General features: G+C 48.9%; 17 protein-coding genes and 1 riboswitch. Of the genes, 5 read left to right on the forward strand and 12 right to left on the reverse strand.

Features of this window, described 5'->3' with window-relative positions; genetic code table 11:
* Window positions 1-27 precede the first annotated feature (27 nt).
* Together EJL91_RS05820 and EJL91_RS05825 are read left to right on the forward strand one after the other, a co-directional pair.
* On the forward strand, window positions 28-585 hold the full coding sequence (locus tag EJL91_RS05820) for a chromate transporter (RefSeq protein WP_125141049.1): 558 nt from the start codon (window positions 28-30) through the stop codon (window positions 583-585).
* 149 nt (window positions 586-734) lie between these two features.
* Window positions 735-1562 (forward strand): undecaprenyl-diphosphate phosphatase, encoded by an 828-nt coding sequence (locus EJL91_RS05825; RefSeq protein ID WP_125141050.1) that lies wholly within the window; start codon window positions 735-737, stop codon window positions 1560-1562.
* A gap of 97 nt (window positions 1563-1659) precedes the next feature.
* Here the strand turns inward: EJL91_RS05825 and EJL91_RS05830 are convergent, their stop codons facing one another.
* The 4 genes from EJL91_RS05830 to EJL91_RS24515 all read right to left on the reverse strand — a co-directional run bounded on the left by EJL91_RS05830 (window position 1660) and on the right by EJL91_RS24515 (window position 4456).
* Window positions 1660-2349, reverse strand: a complete 690-nt coding sequence (locus EJL91_RS05830; RefSeq protein WP_125141051.1) for a YkgJ family cysteine cluster protein — start codon at window positions 2347-2349, stop codon at window positions 1660-1662.
* Between the two features lie 9 nt (window positions 2350-2358).
* On the reverse strand, window positions 2359-3153 hold the full coding sequence (locus EJL91_RS05835; RefSeq protein ID WP_125141052.1) for a creatininase family protein: 795 nt from the start codon (window positions 3151-3153) through the stop codon (window positions 2359-2361).
* 5 nt (window positions 3154-3158) lie between these two features.
* Complete coding sequence (locus EJL91_RS05840; protein WP_125141053.1) at window positions 3159-3779, reverse strand: ECF transporter S component; 621 nt, start codon at window positions 3777-3779, stop codon at window positions 3159-3161.
* Window positions 3780-4089: 310 nt separating this feature from the next.
* Window positions 4090-4209, reverse strand: a riboswitch (FMN riboswitch).
* Between the two features lie 73 nt (window positions 4210-4282).
* Window positions 4283-4456 carry a hypothetical protein gene (locus EJL91_RS24515; RefSeq protein ID WP_164516760.1) on the reverse strand — a complete coding sequence of 58 codons (174 nt, stop codon included), beginning with the start codon at window positions 4454-4456 and terminating at the stop codon, window positions 4283-4285.
* A 317-nt stretch (window positions 4457-4773) separates the two neighbouring features.
* Here EJL91_RS24515 and EJL91_RS05845 point away from each other — a divergent pair, with 317 nt between their 5' ends.
* The 3 genes from EJL91_RS05845 (at window position 4774) to EJL91_RS05855 (ending at window position 9046) form a co-directional block, all read left to right on the forward strand.
* Window positions 4774-7005: an alpha/beta hydrolase family protein gene (locus tag EJL91_RS05845; RefSeq protein ID WP_125141054.1), complete on the forward strand. Its 2232-nt coding sequence runs from the start codon at window positions 4774-4776 to the stop codon at window positions 7003-7005.
* A 269-nt stretch (window positions 7006-7274) separates the two neighbouring features.
* Window positions 7275-7724, forward strand: coding sequence for a hypothetical protein (locus EJL91_RS05850; RefSeq protein ID WP_125141055.1), 450 nt, complete (start codon window positions 7275-7277; stop codon window positions 7722-7724).
* 101 nt (window positions 7725-7825) lie between these two features.
* Window positions 7826-9046, forward strand: coding sequence for a glycosyl hydrolase family 18 protein (locus EJL91_RS05855; RefSeq protein WP_125141056.1), 1221 nt, complete (start codon window positions 7826-7828; stop codon window positions 9044-9046).
* A 119-nt stretch (window positions 9047-9165) separates the two neighbouring features.
* Here EJL91_RS05855 and EJL91_RS05860 read toward each other — a convergent pair whose 3' ends face one another.
* From EJL91_RS05860 to EJL91_RS05895, 8 genes are all read right to left on the reverse strand, one after another.
* The gene (locus tag EJL91_RS05860; RefSeq protein WP_125141057.1) at window positions 9166-10608 is read right to left on the reverse strand and encodes an amidohydrolase; all 1443 of its coding nucleotides are present in this window, start codon (window positions 10606-10608) and stop codon (window positions 9166-9168) included.
* A gap of 42 nt (window positions 10609-10650) precedes the next feature.
* A complete protein-coding gene (locus EJL91_RS05865) occupies window positions 10651-11439 on the reverse strand; it encodes an amino acid ABC transporter ATP-binding protein (RefSeq protein WP_125141058.1) in 789 nt (262 codons plus the stop codon).
* Window positions 11429-12094 (reverse strand): amino acid ABC transporter permease, encoded by a 666-nt coding sequence (locus EJL91_RS05870; protein WP_125141059.1) that lies wholly within the window; start codon window positions 12092-12094, stop codon window positions 11429-11431. Before EJL91_RS05870 ends, EJL91_RS05865 begins: the two co-directional genes overlap by 11 nt.
* A 34-nt stretch (window positions 12095-12128) precedes the next feature.
* The gene (locus EJL91_RS05875) at window positions 12129-13094 is read right to left on the reverse strand and encodes a substrate-binding periplasmic protein (RefSeq protein WP_125141060.1); all 966 of its coding nucleotides are present in this window, start codon (window positions 13092-13094) and stop codon (window positions 12129-12131) included.
* A 309-nt stretch (window positions 13095-13403) separates the two neighbouring features.
* Entirely contained in the window at window positions 13404-14678 is a 1275-nt protein-coding gene (locus tag EJL91_RS05880; RefSeq protein ID WP_125141061.1) for an ATP-binding protein, read from the reverse strand.
* A gap of 112 nt (window positions 14679-14790) precedes the next feature.
* Window positions 14791-15573 (reverse strand): CPBP family intramembrane glutamic endopeptidase, encoded by a 783-nt coding sequence (locus EJL91_RS05885; protein WP_125141062.1) that lies wholly within the window; start codon window positions 15571-15573, stop codon window positions 14791-14793.
* Window positions 15574-15894: 321 nt separating this feature from the next.
* Entirely contained in the window at window positions 15895-16953 is a 1059-nt protein-coding gene (locus tag EJL91_RS05890; RefSeq protein ID WP_125141063.1) for an FUSC family protein, read from the reverse strand.
* A 25-nt stretch (window positions 16954-16978) separates the two neighbouring features.
* Window positions 16979-17422, reverse strand: a complete 444-nt coding sequence (locus tag EJL91_RS05895) for a MarR family winged helix-turn-helix transcriptional regulator (RefSeq protein ID WP_125141064.1) — start codon at window positions 17420-17422, stop codon at window positions 16979-16981.
* Window positions 17423-17889: the final 467 nt, after the last annotated feature.

Below are 17889 nucleotides of genomic sequence, written 5' to 3' on the forward strand. Positions count from 1 at the left end.
AACAATAACCTCAGGAGGTAGACAGACGTGAATCTTTTATGGAAACTTTTCACCGCATTTTTTCAGATAGGGCTTTTCAGCATCGGCGGCGGTTATGCAGTCATCCCCAATATCCAGGAGCAGGTTGTGGGAAAATACAGCTGGATCTCCCAGAAAATATTTACCGACATCATTACAATTTCCCAGATGACCCCCGGGCCTCTGGCCGTAAATACTTCCACCTTTGTCGGAATCCGGATCGCCGGACTCCCCGGCGCAGCCCTGGCTACCCTCGGCTGCGTCATATCAGGCATCAGCCTGTCCGTAGGCCTGCACTGTCTGTTCAACCGGTATAAAAAATCACAGTATGTGACGGAAGTCCTGAAGGGCCTTAAGTCCGCGTCGCTGGGACTCGTCGTCTCGGCCGCGGCCTCCATTATGCTGCTCACCTTCACAGGCTCATCCGTTTTTACCGCTCATCCCGATATCGACCTGGGCGCCGTCCTGGTGTTTCTCGGTTCCATGCTGATTCTGCGAAGAAAAAAAGTGGGGCCGGTCTTTCTGATGTCACTGACGGGGCTGGCGGGTTTGTTTTTATACCGGTAATCTCCGGCTTAATCAATTTAGACGCGGAATACATCCCCAGTAAACAATAACTACTGTTTTCTTAATAAATTGCTTCAAAGAAAATTCAGTTGTATTTTCTCCCGATGTGAAATACAATAGAAAAGCATGTGTAAAGGAGAAAACAGCTTATGGATTTTATCGAAATTGTAAAAGCCGTCATTCTGGGAATGATTCAGGGAATTACGGAATGGCTGCCAATCAGCAGTACCGGGCATCTGATTTTATTTGACAACATCTGGCCGATGGCTTCCAGCCCTGAATTTTTTGAAGTGTTTAAGGTTGTGATTCAATTCGGTTCGATTCTGGCCGTACTTGTCTTATTCTTTGACAAACTGAATCCCTTTTCACCGCAAAAAGGTTACAGGGATAAAAAAGAGACCTTTGATTTATGGAAGAAAGTAATTGCCGGGTGCATCCCCATCGTGATTGTCGGCCTGCCCCTAGATATGATACTGGAAGATTACCTGTCGGGCGTCTATGTGATTGCCGCCACACTGATTCTTTATGGTATTGCTTTCATTATAATAGAGAGCAGAAACGTCTCACCTTCAATGACTTCACTCCAGGATCTGACCTACAAGACGGCATTTTTTATCGGATGCTTCCAGGTTCTCGCCGCAGTTCCGGGTACTTCGCGCAGCGGGGCAACGATTCTGGGCGCCGTCCTGCTTGGCTGCTCCCGTTACGTGGCAAGTGAATTTTCCTTCTTTCTGGCCGTTCCGGTTATGGCCGGAGCCAGCGGACTGAAACTGCTTAAATACTTCCTTAAAGTAGGAATGTTCTCAGGTACGGAATGGATCCTTCTGATTATCGGAACCATGGTATCCTTCATCGTTTCCATTGTTGCCATCCGGCTTCTCCTGGGTTATATCCGCAACCATGACTTCAAGGTATTCGGCGTATACAGAATCCTGCTTGGTATCGTCGTGATTATATATTTTTCTTTCATGGCATGACGGTCAGGCAATATTAAAAAAGAAAGACCGGGATTCCGGGTTTCCATCGCCTTTAAGCGTGTGGAGCCCCGGAATCCCGGTCTTTTAGCCATATATCTTATTCTGCGTATAATCTCTCTAAAAACTGCTCTGAAAACGCTGCGGCAGCTTCAAATCTCTGATAAAACTGTCCGTAAAAATCATGTTCCGGTTCATAAGGCAGCATATAAAACTGCTTTAGGATATACATGCTGATATCCTTTACCGCCCCTTCATCTGGCTTTTCCTTTACCGCAGTCTGGAGCTTCTTCAGAAAATAATGCCAGTCCGAAACAAACTGCTCGTACTGTCTGATATCCGGCGTATCAATCCATTTGCGGACCTTTACCTTGGTCCTGTTCTCCTTCCTGCACTCGTTCGTCTGGAGAAAATACCGGAAACCGCCGTCCTCATAGAAACGCCCGAGCGGGAAAAGCCGGCAGATACCCGGCCTGTATGCATGAATGCTGCACCTGCCGTTTCCGTCCAGAAAGGCGCACTGCTGATCTTTCCCTTTCATTCCGAGATTAGGGAGGATCAACCCGTCTGCCAGGTTCAGCTCCACTCCGGACGCCAGCAGTTCCTCGAAGCTCCTGCCCAGATGAACCGTCAGACGGTAAATATCAAGCGGATCGAGAACAATCGAAGTTCCCATCCCTCTGCAGCAGGCAGAACAGCCCTTACAATCCTGGCAGTCTGCTTTCACCATATCATTCGGCCCGTACAGCTTGCCATCCGATATCTCTTCCATACTCACATTGCGTTCCATTATCTTATGTCAACCTTTCCAATCTCTCATTTCTTTCAGGCCCGGCACCAGAACTCTGGCGCTGGTTTCAAGGATAATCCTGCCCTTTTCGGCCGTAGCTCCGGCAGGATCCCCTCCGATTCCGATGGGTTTTCCCTCCTTTGTCTTCCAGTCCTCGGAAACCCATCCAATTGAAACACTGCCGTATGGTTTCAGGGCTTTATTATGTTCAAACGCCGTGGGGATGCCCGCCTCGGAGAGTTCCAGCTTCACCAAGCTCTCATCCACGGCCATCACCATCGATGTCTCCATCTCACCGCCATGGAAATCCCATATATTACCCTCGGAGATTGTCGCCGTCACATCTGGATGGCTGAACGCGCCCGAGGAGAGGATAAACGGGGAAATCGAAAACTCACTTCTCAGTTCTCTGCTGAGCACCTGTACAATCGGGGCATTACCTCCATGACAAATCAGAAACGCCAACTTTTTAAAACCGTGATGCACCAGACTGACACTGATGTCGTAAAGCATATGGTAATAAGTATCCGGCTTCACTGTGATGGAGCCGCAGAAATTTTTATGTTCCGTGCTGAGTCCGACGGGAATGACGGGGAACACCAGCATGGGGAAATCTTCCTCCCCCTCCTTCGCCAGCGCTTTCTTTATCTCCTCCGTCATCGCTTCCGCGATAATATCATCTGTGCCCAGCGGAGCCTGGTTTCCGTGCTGTTCCAGCGCTCCCAGGGGAATCAGGACAATTGTCTCCTCCTTATCCACCCGTTCCATTTCCCACCTTGTTAAATCCCGGTAATTGCGTATCATTTTCTTCACACCACCTTTGGAACGATTTTGGCTGCCAGCAGACGGCTGTATAGCAGATGTGCCACCACACTGTTGAGACCGATTTTCAGGATATTAAACGGTATCGTTGCCAATATGATAAATCCGTTGAGGTTCTGGATAGCCGGGTTCACGGCCGCCACCATCGTAATTACCTGGTCAAGAGGCAGGTTCATTGCCTGTGCATAAAGGGGAAGGGTAATAAACGCGTTGGTAAAGCAGGCAAATGCCGTTCTAATCGGAATACTTACCGCCAGAGCCTCAATTGCTGCCTTCCTGCCTGATCCCCTCTTCTTATATACAAACCAGAGCGGTCCCACAAACAGGATAATTCCCATCAGGTTCGCGAACTCACCCACATACATGGTATTTGTTCCAACCGTGATTAACTTGATCAGAATCTTGATCACTTCCACGCACACGCCGGACACCGGACCCATCAGGAATACGGCCACGATAGACGGCACATCGCTGAAATCCACCTTGTAGAACGGCGGCATAAACGGTACCGAAAACTCAAACGACATCAGCACACCTGCCAGCGCCGCCAGCATACCCGTGTAAATCAGTTTCTGGACACTCCATTTTGAATTTGTTTTTGTTCTCATACTTCATTTCTCCTTTCGGTTATGTCGGTCTTGCAAATTTCTTAAATTCTCCGAAAAAGAGTCTGCCGTCATGATAGAATAAAGAATCCTGCTCGCGGGATTCTTGCACTGCCGCGCGGTTGCTCCAGCAACGATTTACCTCTGCGCGGCATGTGCATCCTCGCGAAGCGTTTTTTGATTCATAGGACGTAATTTCCTATGAATTAAAATAATCCCAAATCACGGGGATCTGGGATTAAAATTACATCATATCAGACAACATCGCATCGCATTTTGAGCATATCAAAATAACAATGTTTCTAATTGACTCTAATTTCTTCTCTCATCCAGACTATACTGTCGGTTTTGGATTTCCACCAAATCAACCGTTTAAAACGGGTCGCGGACTATAACCGCCGGTAGGGACTTGCACCCTGCCCCGAAGAACTTATTCAACTTGTGATTTAAAAATAGCACAGATTACTATTATTGTCAATAGGGAGTTGAGGGAGAAATGAGGGATGTTATTTCTCTTCTTTCCCGCTCCGGTTCACAGGATATCCGTTTCCCTGAAGATCGGTGGTCAGTTCGTTTAAATGGCCGCACTCGTCTGTTCTCATCTCCCGGTCTGTGGTTCCGGCTTCGTATGCTCCCCTGGGGATTGTGTTAATTGTTTCTTTGTCTCTTGGTTTCTGCATATATTACCTCCATTTTTTACTTTCAAATATTAAAAATAGTATAACCAGCCGCGGTGCCGATTATGATGGAGGCTTATTCCATATGCTATTCCCATTATAGAAATTTTTGCTATTGCAAAAAAGGGGAATTTACTTTTTTTATGATTTTCTGGTTCTCTGCTTCCTTTTGCTGTACATTTTTTTGGTTCTTTCACCGTTAAGACAAATTATGTATATCATGATAAATTTTGTTTATTTACCGTATCTGTAATATGCCATATAGTCAGATTAGATAAATCAATTGCCTGAGAGGCTAAATTATTAAGGAGGAAATCACAATGAAAAAGCATTACCCACCCATCATCCTGACGGCGCTGGCTCTGACGCTGGGACTGTCGTTCAGTGCCGCGGCCGCAGGGCCCGGCTCTACGGCGCCCGATGATCTGAACGCCTATCTTCTGGCCCATACCACGGTCAGCGACGGCGGCCGATCTCTGCCAATCGATCGCAGCGAGGTCAATGAACATGCAATTACAGGTTATTACACCTACACATTTCAGGAGGGCGAAGCAGCCGGCCGTTCATTTAAGCTCTATGCCGGCCGTCATGCGGCCCTGCGCGCTTATATTACCGTGATTGCCGTTCCCGACGGTACCACCGACACCTATGATTTTCTGGAAAAGCAGGGATGGCTGAAACAGGCCGATACATACGGGGAGCTTCTCTTCGTCCTGGAACCGGAAAACGGAAGCTGGAAGTCTCCGGACGCCGAGGCCGCTTATCTGGATGCCTGCCTGGGTGAAAGCGTAGGCAATACTGCTTTCGGTACCCGTGAAACAAGTTCCGGCGGCATCGTCCAGAGCGGAAGGATTCCGGTCAGCGACGGTACATCCTGCCCTGTATTCACCGGACATTCCTGTAACTATTATGTCGGTTATGGCAAAGGCTGCGCTGTCCTCGAATCCTGGACCGCCAATCATCCTCTCTATGTCATAAGTCAGGCATTTATTGAAGGGACGGGTGTAGGGGCGGAGCGCCTGCAGCTCTCCGCGGCCCGAACCTACAACGGCATAAATACCGGCTCCTACTATCCCGGTTTTCCGGATTCCTCTTTCTCAGCCACCCTCAGGACAATGCAAAAAGGTGGGGCAGGAAACGGCAAGTTTATTTCCAACGCCGATATTCCGGTTCCCACGCTGTTTGCCGGATACAGTGACGAAGACACGAGTATTCCTTACTGGATCAGCGTAAACGATGCCGTGCCGGTGCCTGGCGAACAGGGTCTTTACCGTCAGAGCATCTCTTCCGATGCATGGCAGACGGCATATGCCAACCAAAATGCCGCAAACTGGGAACCGGGAACCGCTTACGGTATTTCTAAAGTACAGGTTATCCGGGACAGCAGCCTGACCGCCTCCCAAATCCGAGATTTTCTGGCCGGATATACCAGATACACCAATCCCTTTGCCTACAGCAATAATCTGGCTTACCGTCTGGACTATTACAAAGCAACCGAGGCGGCCCGCGTTTCGGCCGGAAAAGGTAAGACCGTCGCCTCCTATTCCTATCACGGTTATGATGGAAAGGACGCAAACGTAGAACTCCGTGCCCTGGAATCCACCCGGGTATCCGCTCCCGGCTGCAGCACCGAAGGCACCGTCTATTCCTGCATCTCCGCTTTCGGAGATTATAATGACGATGGAGTAATGGATCCGAGAGAATCTCTTATCTATGTCCCCGACACAGCCAAAAATGCCGGCCAGGACGGAGCTCCCGTCGTAGTTGTTTTCCCCGGAAGCACACAGGCTGCTTCCACCTTTATGGATTGTTCCGGCTGGTGGGCCGTGGCAAACGATGAAGGCTGTGTAGTCATTATTGTAGGACAGTTCTGCCGCAGCAGCGCCGCCAGCCTTACTTACGGCGAAGAAGGGGACAGCGCCAATTTTGCCCGCTCAAGCCTTGTTCTGCTGGATCGCGTAATCAGCCGGGACGCAGGCGTTACACCGGACTTCACCCGCGTGTACGGCAGCGGCCATTCCCTCGGCAGCAATACCATACAAACACTTTGCAATAATACGGAGGCCTACTATTTTACAGCCGTTGCCTCCACCTCCTTCCCCAACCCGCAGTTTACCGCCGGACAGATGCCCTGTTGTCTTATTGTCGGAGAGTCGGACATCAGTGAACCGCTGCCCGACCCAAGAGCCAGGGATCTTGTTAAAAATCCATGGGACACCTCGGCCGACAGCGCCATCTACAACTGGGTTGCGGGAGCACAGGCAATGAACGGGCTGTCCGCGGCGTTCCTGCCCAATAATCATGCCAGCTTTCTGGCTGCCTGCTCCAGCTTCCAGGAGAGCGGACGGTATTACACCTATACCTGGAATAATAAAAACGGCATTCCGTTAGTCCGTTTTACCCGCACCCTGGCCCGCGAACATAACTGCTACCCTGAAGAATTCCGGCTGGCCTGGGATTTCCTCAAACACTACCGCCTGAATCCGGACGGCGCCCGCACCTACAGCGCATCCGCCTTTGAATCGGCCGACTCCGTGTTAATTGTTAAGTAAAAATAGTTACTGGACACAGAATCATCAGTAACAAAATACAGCTCAGGAACATCAATGCAGTTTCATCTGCCATTGATGTTCCTAAGGCGGAGAATCCCGTAAGCGGGATTCTTTTTTGTTCAGCAGGAAAGTTCCGGATCCGAATTTAAATCAGATTTAAATCGAATTTAAAAATTTCGTAATAACAAGGATACCGCAGGCCGGCTCAAGGAATACTATCAGAAGACACTCATTAGTTCCACCTCAAAACACACATCAGGAGGTTAAAAATGGAAACAGACATGACAATGAAAAATGATACCATCAGCCTTGCCGGCCACTGTGACGCCGGATGCAAGATGGCGGTTGACAGTATGGAACAAATCAGCCGTTATGTGACCGATGAGAACCTGAGAACCGTTATTAACTCCAGTAAAAACAGGCACAAAGATTTGGAACAGGAGGCTTCCGGCCTGCTGAACAAATATGGCAAAAATGAAAAGGAGCCTGCAAAAATGGCCTCTGCTTTTTCCTGGATCAGCACAGAGATGAAAATGATGGTCAAGGATGACAACAACCAAATAGCTAAAATCATGATGAATGGCTGCAATATGGGAATCCAGTCCATCAGTGAGGATATTAATAAGTATTCTAATGCCTCGGGTGAAAGTGTTTCCCTGGCTAAAAAAATCGTCAAGGCAGAGGAAAACTTTATGAAGGATCTGGAGCGTTTTCTTTAAAGCGTTCTAAACGTGCCGCCCTTTTTGAAAAAAAGTGAAATATATTATCTGTATGAGGTGAATATATAATAGTTAAGAACATACAGAGACAGCAGGTCATTATGCAAATATATATAGTAAAAGAGGGCGACACGATCGATGCCATCGCAGGCGCAGCCGGTATGGATCCGTTGCGTCTGGCTTTTGAAAATCAGATTGAAGCTCCGTACCGTCTTGTTGTGGGACAGTCACTTCTTGTTACAGGCGGCAGGGAAAACGGAACACAAAGCAGGCTGGAAGGTATACAGATCAGTGATGAACAGACCGGTCCCATAATCATGAACGGATATGCCTATCCCTGGATCGATGAAGATGTGCTGACTGAAACCTGCCGTTTTCTGACCAGCATTTCTGTGTTTTCCTACGGTTTTACTGAAACCGGGGAACTGATTCCGCCTTCCGGAGTAGGCGAGAAGAATGTAATACAGGAGGCCAAACGTCAAAATGTAATTCCGGTGCTTGTTCTGACCCCTCTGGGATCAGACGGCCGTTTTAACAACAATCTTGTCTCCTCACTCGTAGGCAGCCTGGAAATCCAGCAGAATCTCATTCGGGAACTCTGGTCCGTGGTCCAGGAAAAAGGATACGGCGAAGTCGATGTGGATTTTGAATATGTGCTGGCCGAAGACAGGGAGTTATTTGCCGATTTTGTGAGGCGTTTGAGAATTATTATGAACCTGTTCGGCATTCGGGTGACTGTTGCCCTGGCGCCGAAAACCTCCCGGGACCAAAGAGGGCTTTTGTATGAAGGAATTGATTACAAAGCTCTGGGAGAGGCTGCCAACGGTGTTTTGCTGATGACATATGAATGGGGGTACACCTACGGGCCTCCCATGGCCGTAGCCCCAATCAATATGGTGCGTCGTGTTGTTGAGTATGCACTGACTGAAATTCCGGCAGAAAAAATCAGCCTGGGGATTCCCAACTATGGTTATGACTGGCCTATTCCCTACGAGCAGGGGGTGACGAAGGCGATAAGTATCGGTTACACCGAGGCAATCCGGCTGGCCGTCGATCATGGCGTGCAGATTTACTTTGACGAAACGGCGCAATCACCGCATTTTCGTTACTGGCAATATGGAATCCAGCATGAGGTATGGTTTGAGGATGTCAGGAGTATGCATGCGAAGTTTGGACTGATTAAAGAGTTCGGGCTGGCGGGAACCGGATACTGGCAGTTGATGAGACTGTTCCGCGCCAACTGGCTTCTGGCCGAACACGAATTTTTGATACAAAAGGGAACTTCCTTTTCTTCTCAGCTGCAGGACGGCTCACCGGAGTAAATCCCCTAAGGATATAAACGGCTGATGAAACAGGGAAAACTGCGTTTAGGCACCGAGCAGCGTAAATGAAAAGAAGCAACGTAAAATAAATGCTGCTTCTTTTCATTACCAATCACACTTTAGTATGTGTCTAACGGAGGTTTCACAGAATCAGGAAGCGGACAGGTATACTTTCCGCCGTTTCTCTTCCTCACCTCTGCTTTGGCGGCTTCAATTACTTCCGGCCGCTCCATGGTTCTGACCGATGCAAGGGCCATCACTTTTGCCGCGGTCAGCAGGCCTTTATGGGCCAGCGGGCTGCAGGACTGGGCCGTCATCTGCCATGTGTGCCCCACATTACCCACGCAGCAGGTAGCCACATTGATATTCAGCGTCGGAACTGCGTATCCTACGTCGCCTACATCGGTGGAGCCTGCCTCCAGCCTGATCTTCGACGGGTCGAAATAATGAATTTCACTGTCCAGAGGTTTTTCAAGGATTTCCTCCACTCTGTCGTCACCGTACCGTGCGGCAATTTCATTCCGGATCATCACCTGCGTCTGCTCATTATAAGTTTCAAGGAACTGTCTTGCCAAACTGTAATCTTCATCCGTCCACTTGGGAGCTCCTATCTCTTTCATACATTCATCCGCCACACCGGCCAATGCAATATTGGGAATATACTCGGTAAATGCCATTGCCAGTTCGCTTTCCATCGTCGTCCCGGTCATCATGGCCGCTCCCTTTGCGACATTGACAACGCGCTCATAAAGCTCCTTGACCTGGGAAACGTACGGCGCCCTCACCTCGTAACGCACGGTTGCGTGATCCTGAACCACGTTCGGAGCCGTGCCGCCCGCATCAATATAGGCATAATGGATTCTGGCTTCCGGTATTACATGTTCTCTCAGATAATTGCAGCCCACGCTCATAAGCTCTACACTGTCCAGGGCGCTTCTTCCCAGATAAGGCGTTGCCCCTGCATGGGAACTGAGACCCTTGAAATAGAAATTGGCTCCCATAATTGCATTGCTGTGCATCGGATCCACCTGATTAGCCGTAGCCGGATGCCATGTGTATACAAAATCCACATCGTCAAACATCCCGGCCCTGGCCATGAACTGCTTGGAACCGGCTCCCTCCTCGGCCGGACAGCCAAAGTAAATCACGGTTCCGTCCTTCTTAAATTCTTCCAGGTATTTCTTTACTGCAATGGCCGCAGCCAGGGAACCCGTTCCCAGTGCACAGTGGCCGCAGCCGTGTCCCGGAGCGCCTTCCTCTTCCTCTTTTTTCACCGGAACTCCCGCCTCCTGGCTCAATCCCGAAAGTGCATCGTACTCTCCCAAAATTCCTACCACCGGCTTTCCCGTACCAAAGGAAAATGTGCCTGTAAAACAGGTAGGGATTCCCGCTAACCCCGTTTCCACAGAGAATCCCGACTCTTTTAAGAGACTGCAAAGCAGCTTTGCCGATCGGTTCTCCTGAAACGGCAGCTCGGCAAATTTCCAGATTTGATCATTGGCCTCCAGAATCCGATTTTTTTCTTCCTCCACCGTTTTTTCAATGTACTCAATATCCGTCATGCTTGATTCCTCCTTCACTCATCCGGTCTTCATTCCTTCATTCTACAGTACTTTTCCGAGGAATTCAATGGTTCTTGGATTCTTTGCATTTCCGAATATTTCTTCCGGTGTTCCCTGCTCCTGGATGGTTCCGTTATCAATAAAAAACACCCTGTCGCTGACCTCTTTCGCAAATCCCATCTCATGGGTGACAATCACAATTGTCATTCCCGACCCGGTCAGGGTCTTAATAACATTTAAAACCTCTTTCACCATCTCCGGATCCAGGGCCGAAGTCGGTTCATCAAACAGCATCACTTCCGGTTCCATCGCCAGCGCCCGCACAATAGCCAGCCTCTGCTTCTGGCCGCCCGAGAGCTTGCCGGGATAAACGTCCTTTTTATCCAGAAGGCCGACGCGCTCCAGAAGATCGCATGCCTTCTTCTCCGCCTCGGCCTTCGGAACCTTTTTCTCGAGAACCGGGGTGAGGGTAATGTTGTCAATCACCTTCAGGTGAGGAAATACATTAAAACTCTGAAATACCATCCCCATTTTCTGACGGAACTTATCAATGTTGACGGACGGGTCCGTGATATCGGTTCCCCTGAATGTCACCCTGCCCGACGTCGGTTCCTCCAGGCAGTTGAGGCACCGCAGAAACGTGCTCTTTCCTCCTCCGCTGGGGCCGATCACGGAGACCACTTCGCCTTCGTAAATGCATTCCGTAATTCCTTTCAGCACTTCCAGAGTCCCGAAGGATTTTTTCAGATTCTCCACACAGATAACAGGCACGGCGCCGGCCGGGACGCCTGCTCTCTCTTCGCATAAACTGCCGCTCTCTCTACCGCTCATTCCTGTTCATCCTCCATTCCGCATATTCCATGATTTTTCCCAAAACGGTTGTCACCATCAGATAAATGATTCCTGCTATCATCAGAGCCTCCACAGGACGGAAAGTCGCCGACGATATGGTTTTATACGATGTGGTGAGTTCGTTGATAAAAAATACGGAGGCGAGTGACGCCTGCTTAATCATGGTGATGAACTCATTACCCAGGGCGGGCAGAATATTTTTCACGGCCTGAGGCAGGATAATCTGCGTCATAGTGTGGCCGGCCGTCATGCCGAGACTTCTTGCAGCCTCCGTCTGGCCTTTATCCACCGCCTGGATTCCCGCCCTGATTACCTCAGCCACATAGGAACTGGCGTTGATAATGAGGGCGATAATGATGCAGGCTGTATCCGATATTTTCACCGGAAGAGCCCTGGGTAAAAATATCCAGAAAAAATACAGTTGAAGCAGTATCGGAGTGCCTCTCAGCACCCAGATATAAAAACGCACAAACCACTGAAACGGCCTTATGCGTGTCAGCCGCATAACGGCCAGAATTGTTCCGATCAGCGTGCCGCACAATACTGTGATTGCAGCCAGGCACAGGGTGCCGGCAAGGCCCTGTATATAGACGAAGCCGTACCGGTCCCACATTTTTATCATTGTCTCTATCATATCCGAAGTCCTCCCGCCTTAATTCACGGCCCTGTTACAGGCCCAGACTCCGGGCATATTCCTTGTACTCTTCATACCACTTGGAATATACGCCTTCATCAACGACTCCGTCTATGATTTCATTTACCTTATTCAGAAGCTCCGTCTCACCTTTTGTGATGCCGATCCGCGTTCCCTGGGTGGACTCATCCACCGTAAACGCAAAATCCGGCACTATAGTCATATCACAGCCGCTGTTGGCATCGATATAGAGCTGCGCTGTGGTGATAGAGGTGATGACGGCGTCTGCTTTTCCTTCCTGTACCATCAGGAAACCGTCCGTGGTAGCCGAAACGCGTTTCAGTTCCTTGTAAGCCGGAACCTGTTCGCCTGCAAACATCTCTTGCAGGGAACCGCTCTGGACGACAATCGTCTTGTCGGCCAAATCGTCCGCGTTTCTGATTTGATCCAGATTTTCTGTGCGCACCATGAGGCCGTACTCTATCTTCTCATCATCGAAATAGTATCCGTTGGAAAGCTCCATTGCCTCTGCTCTGGCGGGAGTGTAAGCGAGGGCCGAAATGGCCATGTCATATTTGCCTTCCGTGATACCGCTGAGTACGGATTCAAAATCCAGAGGGACAATACGGCACTCAACTCCCAGTTTATCTGCGATATACCTGGCAAGTTCAATATCGGCGCCGACGTACTTGTCGTCCCCCTGCTTGGAAGGATCGATGAACTCATTCGGCGCAAAATATGGTTCTGTCGCAACTTCGATGTAACCGCGCTCCAGAATATCGGCGAGACGGCTGCCGGATGCAGAATCTGAATGGGCTGCTTCAGAGCTTTCTGAACCGGATACGGGCGATGATGACTCGTCTGTATCATGATGCAGAGAACTCTCCTCACTTACTACTGTCGGCGCCTGACCAATAATGGAACAGCCGCTGAGCATTGTCGTGGACAGTAAAGCGGCGGCTACGGAAGCGGCCAGCTTTTTCACTTGATTCTTTCTCATGTTTCCTTCCTCCTATCTTAATATTTTAGCCTCTGGCGCTTATTTCAGATGAAGCTCCCGCCGGTTTGAAATGTTTTCAGCGTTCACTTTAGTCTGCTACCATGCTAATTCATGAAATTATATCTGGCGAATTGCCGGATGTCAAGTATTTTTTACTGTACAAAAACGCGTTTTTCGTTTGTATATATTGATTTTACAAGGAAAATTGACTATTTTTTTATTATGGGACGAAAAAAGGCCTCAGCAAACCGCTGAGGCCGGGCCGGGTGATTCCTGGTATTTAATTTAATTCTTTTTATACAGGTCAATTTACATCACAAAATGTCCTGCTTCATCCAAAGCCCTGCTGATTTCCTGCTTCATGACAAAAAAGTCCAGGGGCTTTGCCAGATGGCTTGTCATTCCTGCCGCTTTCGCCGCTCTGACATCCTCTGCAAACGCATCGGCCGTCATTGCCAGAATCGGTACGGAAGACGCATCCCTGCGGCCGCTGTTTCTGAGACTGCGGATCACGTGGGCCGCCTCATATCCGTTCATAACCGGCATATGGATGTCCGTCAGGATCAGGTCATAATAGTATTCTGACGCTTTCCTGAAACATTCCACTCCTTCATTACCGTCTCTGGCGGTGTCCACCGCCGCCCCCATGCCGAGCAGCAATTCCCTTGCAATCTCCAGATTCAACTCGTTATCTTCAATCAGTAAAAAATGTTTTCCGCAAAACTCCGGATGAGCGCCCATGGCTTCAATCAGATCGGTCTCTCTGTCCGCCGAGGTAAAACCGTTTTCCAGTACATTCAGATCAAGCACTACAGCGACCGAGGTTCCTTGTCCCGGCGTGCTCTGTACCTCAATTCTGCCTTCCATCAGTTCCACCAGCTTACCGGCCATGGACATCCCAATGCCGCAGCCTCCGGTCTTGTCAATTCTTCCGTCCTGTTCCCTCTCAAAAGTGAGGAACAGATTTTCCATAAATTCTTTTCCAATGCCCGTTCCCGTATCTGAAATGCAAAACCGGAACCTGGCACGCTGCTCTCTGCCTGGCTCCGGTTCCGTCACATCCACCCGAATTACTCCGCCCTCCGGAGTAAATTTAATGGCGTTGGATATCAGATTCGTCATGACCTGATTCAGTCTCATAAAATCAAATTCTGCAATTTCGTGGTTAAGCCCCCGGCAATCCATAATCAGCGCCTGATTTTTGGCTGCCGCTGCCGGCTCCATCATTCCTCCCAGACACTCCATGAATTCCCTGATGGAATATACCTCTTTTTTTAGAGTCAGGCTGTTACGCCCCATATTCGACACTTCCAGTACATCGCTTACAAGGCCGGCCAGCGCCTTTCCGGAGCACTCCATTTTTTCAAGGCAATCCAGGACACGTCCGTGATCCTCCAGATTGGCAGCTGCCAGCCTGGTCATTCCCAGAATTGCATTTAGCGGTGTACGCATATCGTGGGACATGGTGGACAGAAAACGTCTTTTAGCCATTTCGGCTTCACGCCTTGCCCTGTACGCCGCTCTCTCTTTTTTTACCAGTTCTCTTCTGTTCCATCTTCTTCCGCAGTAATGATCGTGTTTCACAATGTTTTATTCCCCTTCTATGTAGTTCATAACATGACCCGATCCCCATTCGGGCACTGATACTATTCTATTCATAAAACGAGAAAACATTCCAAAAATTATTTTTCCTTAACTATTTCCTAATACGCCGCCTTCTGTCATAGATGAACCTGAGGCAGGCTGCCGCCGCCAGAAAAGACAGCACCGTGCTTATTATGATAAAAATCCAGCTTCCAAAAAAAGCGGAAAAAGCGCCGAGAGATGCGGTCAGAATAATCGAGGTCAGATTGGCGCTAATATGAAACCATACAGCCGGGAAAAGTCCGTCAAAGTGTTCATACACCAGCGCCAGAAGGATTCCCAGTGCAAATGCGTAAACCGCCTGAACCAGATTCCCGTGATAAAGGCCGAAAATCAGAGCCGACACAACCGCAGCGGGAATAATCCCCATTGCAGACCGCAGACGGCCATAGCACAACCCTCTGAAAATCAGCTCTTCCACAACGGGTGCCGCAAGTCCGGTGGACAATATCTGAAGCACAATAGACACACTGTAAATATCCTCATTGATCTCATCAAAACCCTCGGACATATGTACTATACCGGTTAGTTCCATCAGATTGTTTAAAAATATACAGGAAGCAAAGGCAAGTATGAAAACCAGGGCCGCCCCGCGCCCCATGTCGATTCTCACGCGCCAGGACGGACCATAATCTCTTCGTCTCTCCTGCTCTCTCCTTCCGTAAACGTAGAAAAGAAACACCGAACTTATCACCGCCGCCAGTGTGACCACCCACATTACGTTAAGAAATCCTCCCATAAAAAAGGCGATTACCGCGGTCACCGCCGTATAGAATAAAATCGGCCAAATCACCTGCCAAATCATTGAAATCACTCCAAAATTTCTTCTTACCATTATTGTACTCCTTTGTAACAGATTTAAGTCTGCAACTCTTGAGACTTAATTCCTGAATTTTGCCCGGGGACTTTCTTTTTACGGAACCGCCTGTTGCGGAGAGTCTTTCTGAACAGCCTCTCTTCTGTTTTCACACTTACCTTCTTCTGCGCTTCCTTTTTCTCCCCTTCCCCCGGCATTATGTTCTATTGTAACATGGCTGACCTGGAAAGTCTATTTGCATAGATTTGAATTCCGGGGGTAATCAATATCACAGATTCTGCTCGCTCCGCGCCGGCAGTATGCTATGGCTGTGCCGGCAAAAATGCGCCGGAGGCTCCCTTATTCAGGAAGAGACTCCGACGCATTTTTCCTATAGATAATGCTGTCACATATTTTGTAAAATACAACGGCCAGCAAAATTCCCAGCAAATTTGCCAGATATCGGTTCATAACGGCTCCCGATACCCCATATATACCGGCTGCCACGGCGAGGGCGCCGAAGGAGTTAAACACGGTCTGCCAGCCGTATGTTGCAGAAAAACCGACACAGACACCGCCGATAATCCCCAGCACTCCATAATCTTCCTCCGGAACTATAAGGCAAAGGAGCAGAAAGAGAATTCCTCCCGCAATCGTTCCCGGAACCCTGTGTCTTACCCTCATTTTTAAATCCTCAGCAAACGGCTGCATCACCGACATGGCGGCAAATCCGGCCCACATTGGTCTTGAAAGCCCGATAACGCGGGCCAGAAACATCACAAGGGCGACTCCCGCCGCCATTTTAAACTGCCATCTGGTCCTGGCGGAGTGGAAGCGGAACTCATGAAAAAGATCTCCGATCCGCCTCTTATACGTAATTTTGCGGTGATTGAAGTAAAAAATCAGCGCGGTCAGCAGACCTCCTGCTGCCAGTCCTAAAAAGCGCATACCATACGCTTCCCCGGTCACATCATTGCCCGATAAAAGCAGGTATCCCAGCACAAAGGTTGCATGGTTCGACATCAGAATATTATGGCAGCCAAAAAAGGTAATAGCCAGAATACAGACAAAATCAACAATCAGTGCAGCAAACGGAGACGACGTTGCCGATATATGAGGTCCAACCGCAAGAATTCCAAAAATTCCGAGGAGTACAAAAAAGCTCTGTTTCGTATCGATCCCCAAATCCGCCTGCCTGAATACCATGACGGCCAGCAGTACCACCACACCCGCTATGCTGTTCTCAGGACCGAAAAGCTTAGAATAGACAGAGATAAACACTACACAAAATGCCAGTGTTAAAAACACCTTGAAAATGTAGGCAGCAATGTGGCGCCGTTTTTCCCTGCCGTCTTTTGAATTTCGGATGAGCGCTTTCGAACCGGCCTGATTTAACTGTAATTCCTGATAAAATGTCAAATATGACACCTTCCTTTCTGTCTTGTCATTGCTGCATAAACTCGTTGCTCTCGCGGATCAGCCCGGCCAGATTCCCGAACTTTTCCTCTCCAAGATTCCTTCTTAACCGGTATACGGGTTCCAGGTAATAGGTGTAGGTCTCCTTCAATATCTGGCCTCCCTTTTCCGTGATTTTCAGGAAATAACTTCTCCTGTCCGCTTCACTGACTTCCTTCAAAAGAAATCCTTTCATCTCCAGATTTTCAATCAGCCTGCTGCCCAGCGGCCTGCTGATTCCCATACTTTCGCACAGCGCATGCGGTGTAAGGCGTTCTTTGGACATCTGTACTCTTGAGAGAAGATCCAGTTCCTGTGCCGAAAAAATGCCTCCCTGGGGGCTGCGTTTCACATGCAGGCTGCAAAAATGCCGGATATCCTGCATCGTTTTCATCATTGCCATCCAATCCTCATATTCCTGTTGCTTTTCCATTCTTTCTCTCCTATTTACCCCCATAAACACCAGGCATAGCAGCTTACTGTGTGTTTCAAATCAGCCTTTTTCGATTATTCTTGTCGGTGTCGCAGCCGGATATGATCGGCAGGAATCTATATGATACTGATATGTCGATTATCTGAAAATAGTTGACTTTGTTAATAAATGGAAATTTTACGCCTAATTATTAACTTTGTCAACTAATTTATAGTTATTTTATGATTGGCCGCGGCGTTTTGCCCTCTGCCTCTGTCCTCCGTTTATGGAACTACCAGAATTTAATGATATGGCTCAGCCAGAAATCGGATCGGGAATTTTGTTTTGCAGTTCCTGCCAGTCCGGTTTTCCCGTTATTTGTTTCAATGAGGGACGCAAAGAACCCCTACGGCGATTCGACCATGGGCGTCTACTGCGGCAGAGACTTCTATTTTACCGTGCCGGGAGAAATCCTTGAATGGGGTCCG

This window comes from Clostridium transplantifaecale (genome assembly GCF_900626075.1).
Lineage (GTDB): Bacteria > Bacillota > Clostridia > Lachnospirales > Lachnospiraceae > Otoolea > Otoolea transplantifaecalis.

Coding starts and splice junctions, on each gene's coding strand:
- EJL91_RS05825 (WP_125141050.1), top strand. CDS start 735: ATGGATTTTATCGAAATTGTAAAAGCCGTCATTCTGGGAATGATTCAG.
- EJL91_RS05830 (WP_125141051.1), bottom strand. CDS start 2,349: ATGGAACGCAATGTGAGTATGGAAGAGATATCGGATGGCAAGCTGTAC.
- EJL91_RS05835 (WP_125141052.1), bottom strand. CDS start 3,153: ATGATACGCAATTACCGGGATTTAACAAGGTGGGAAATGGAACGGGTG.
- EJL91_RS05840 (WP_125141053.1), bottom strand. CDS start 3,779: ATGAGAACAAAAACAAATTCAAAATGGAGTGTCCAGAAACTGATTTAC.
- EJL91_RS24515 (WP_164516760.1), bottom strand. CDS start 4,456: ATGCAGAAACCAAGAGACAAAGAAACAATTAACACAATCCCCAGGGGA.
- EJL91_RS05845 (WP_125141054.1), top strand. CDS start 4,774: ATGAAAAAGCATTACCCACCCATCATCCTGACGGCGCTGGCTCTGACG.
- EJL91_RS05850 (WP_125141055.1), top strand. CDS start 7,275: ATGGAAACAGACATGACAATGAAAAATGATACCATCAGCCTTGCCGGC.
- EJL91_RS05855 (WP_125141056.1), top strand. CDS start 7,826: ATGCAAATATATATAGTAAAAGAGGGCGACACGATCGATGCCATCGCA.
- EJL91_RS05860 (WP_125141057.1), bottom strand. CDS start 10,608: ATGACGGATATTGAGTACATTGAAAAAACGGTGGAGGAAGAAAAAAAT.
- EJL91_RS05865 (WP_125141058.1), bottom strand. CDS start 11,439: ATGAGCGGTAGAGAGAGCGGCAGTTTATGCGAAGAGAGAGCAGGCGTC.
- EJL91_RS05870 (WP_125141059.1), bottom strand. CDS start 12,094: ATGATAGAGACAATGATAAAAATGTGGGACCGGTACGGCTTCGTCTAT.
- EJL91_RS05875 (WP_125141060.1), bottom strand. CDS start 13,094: ATGAGAAAGAATCAAGTGAAAAAGCTGGCCGCTTCCGTAGCCGCCGCT.
- EJL91_RS05885 (WP_125141062.1), bottom strand. CDS start 15,573: ATGGTAAGAAGAAATTTTGGAGTGATTTCAATGATTTGGCAGGTGATT.
- EJL91_RS05895 (WP_125141064.1), bottom strand. CDS start 17,422: ATGGAAAAGCAACAGGAATATGAGGATTGGATGGCAATGATGAAAACG.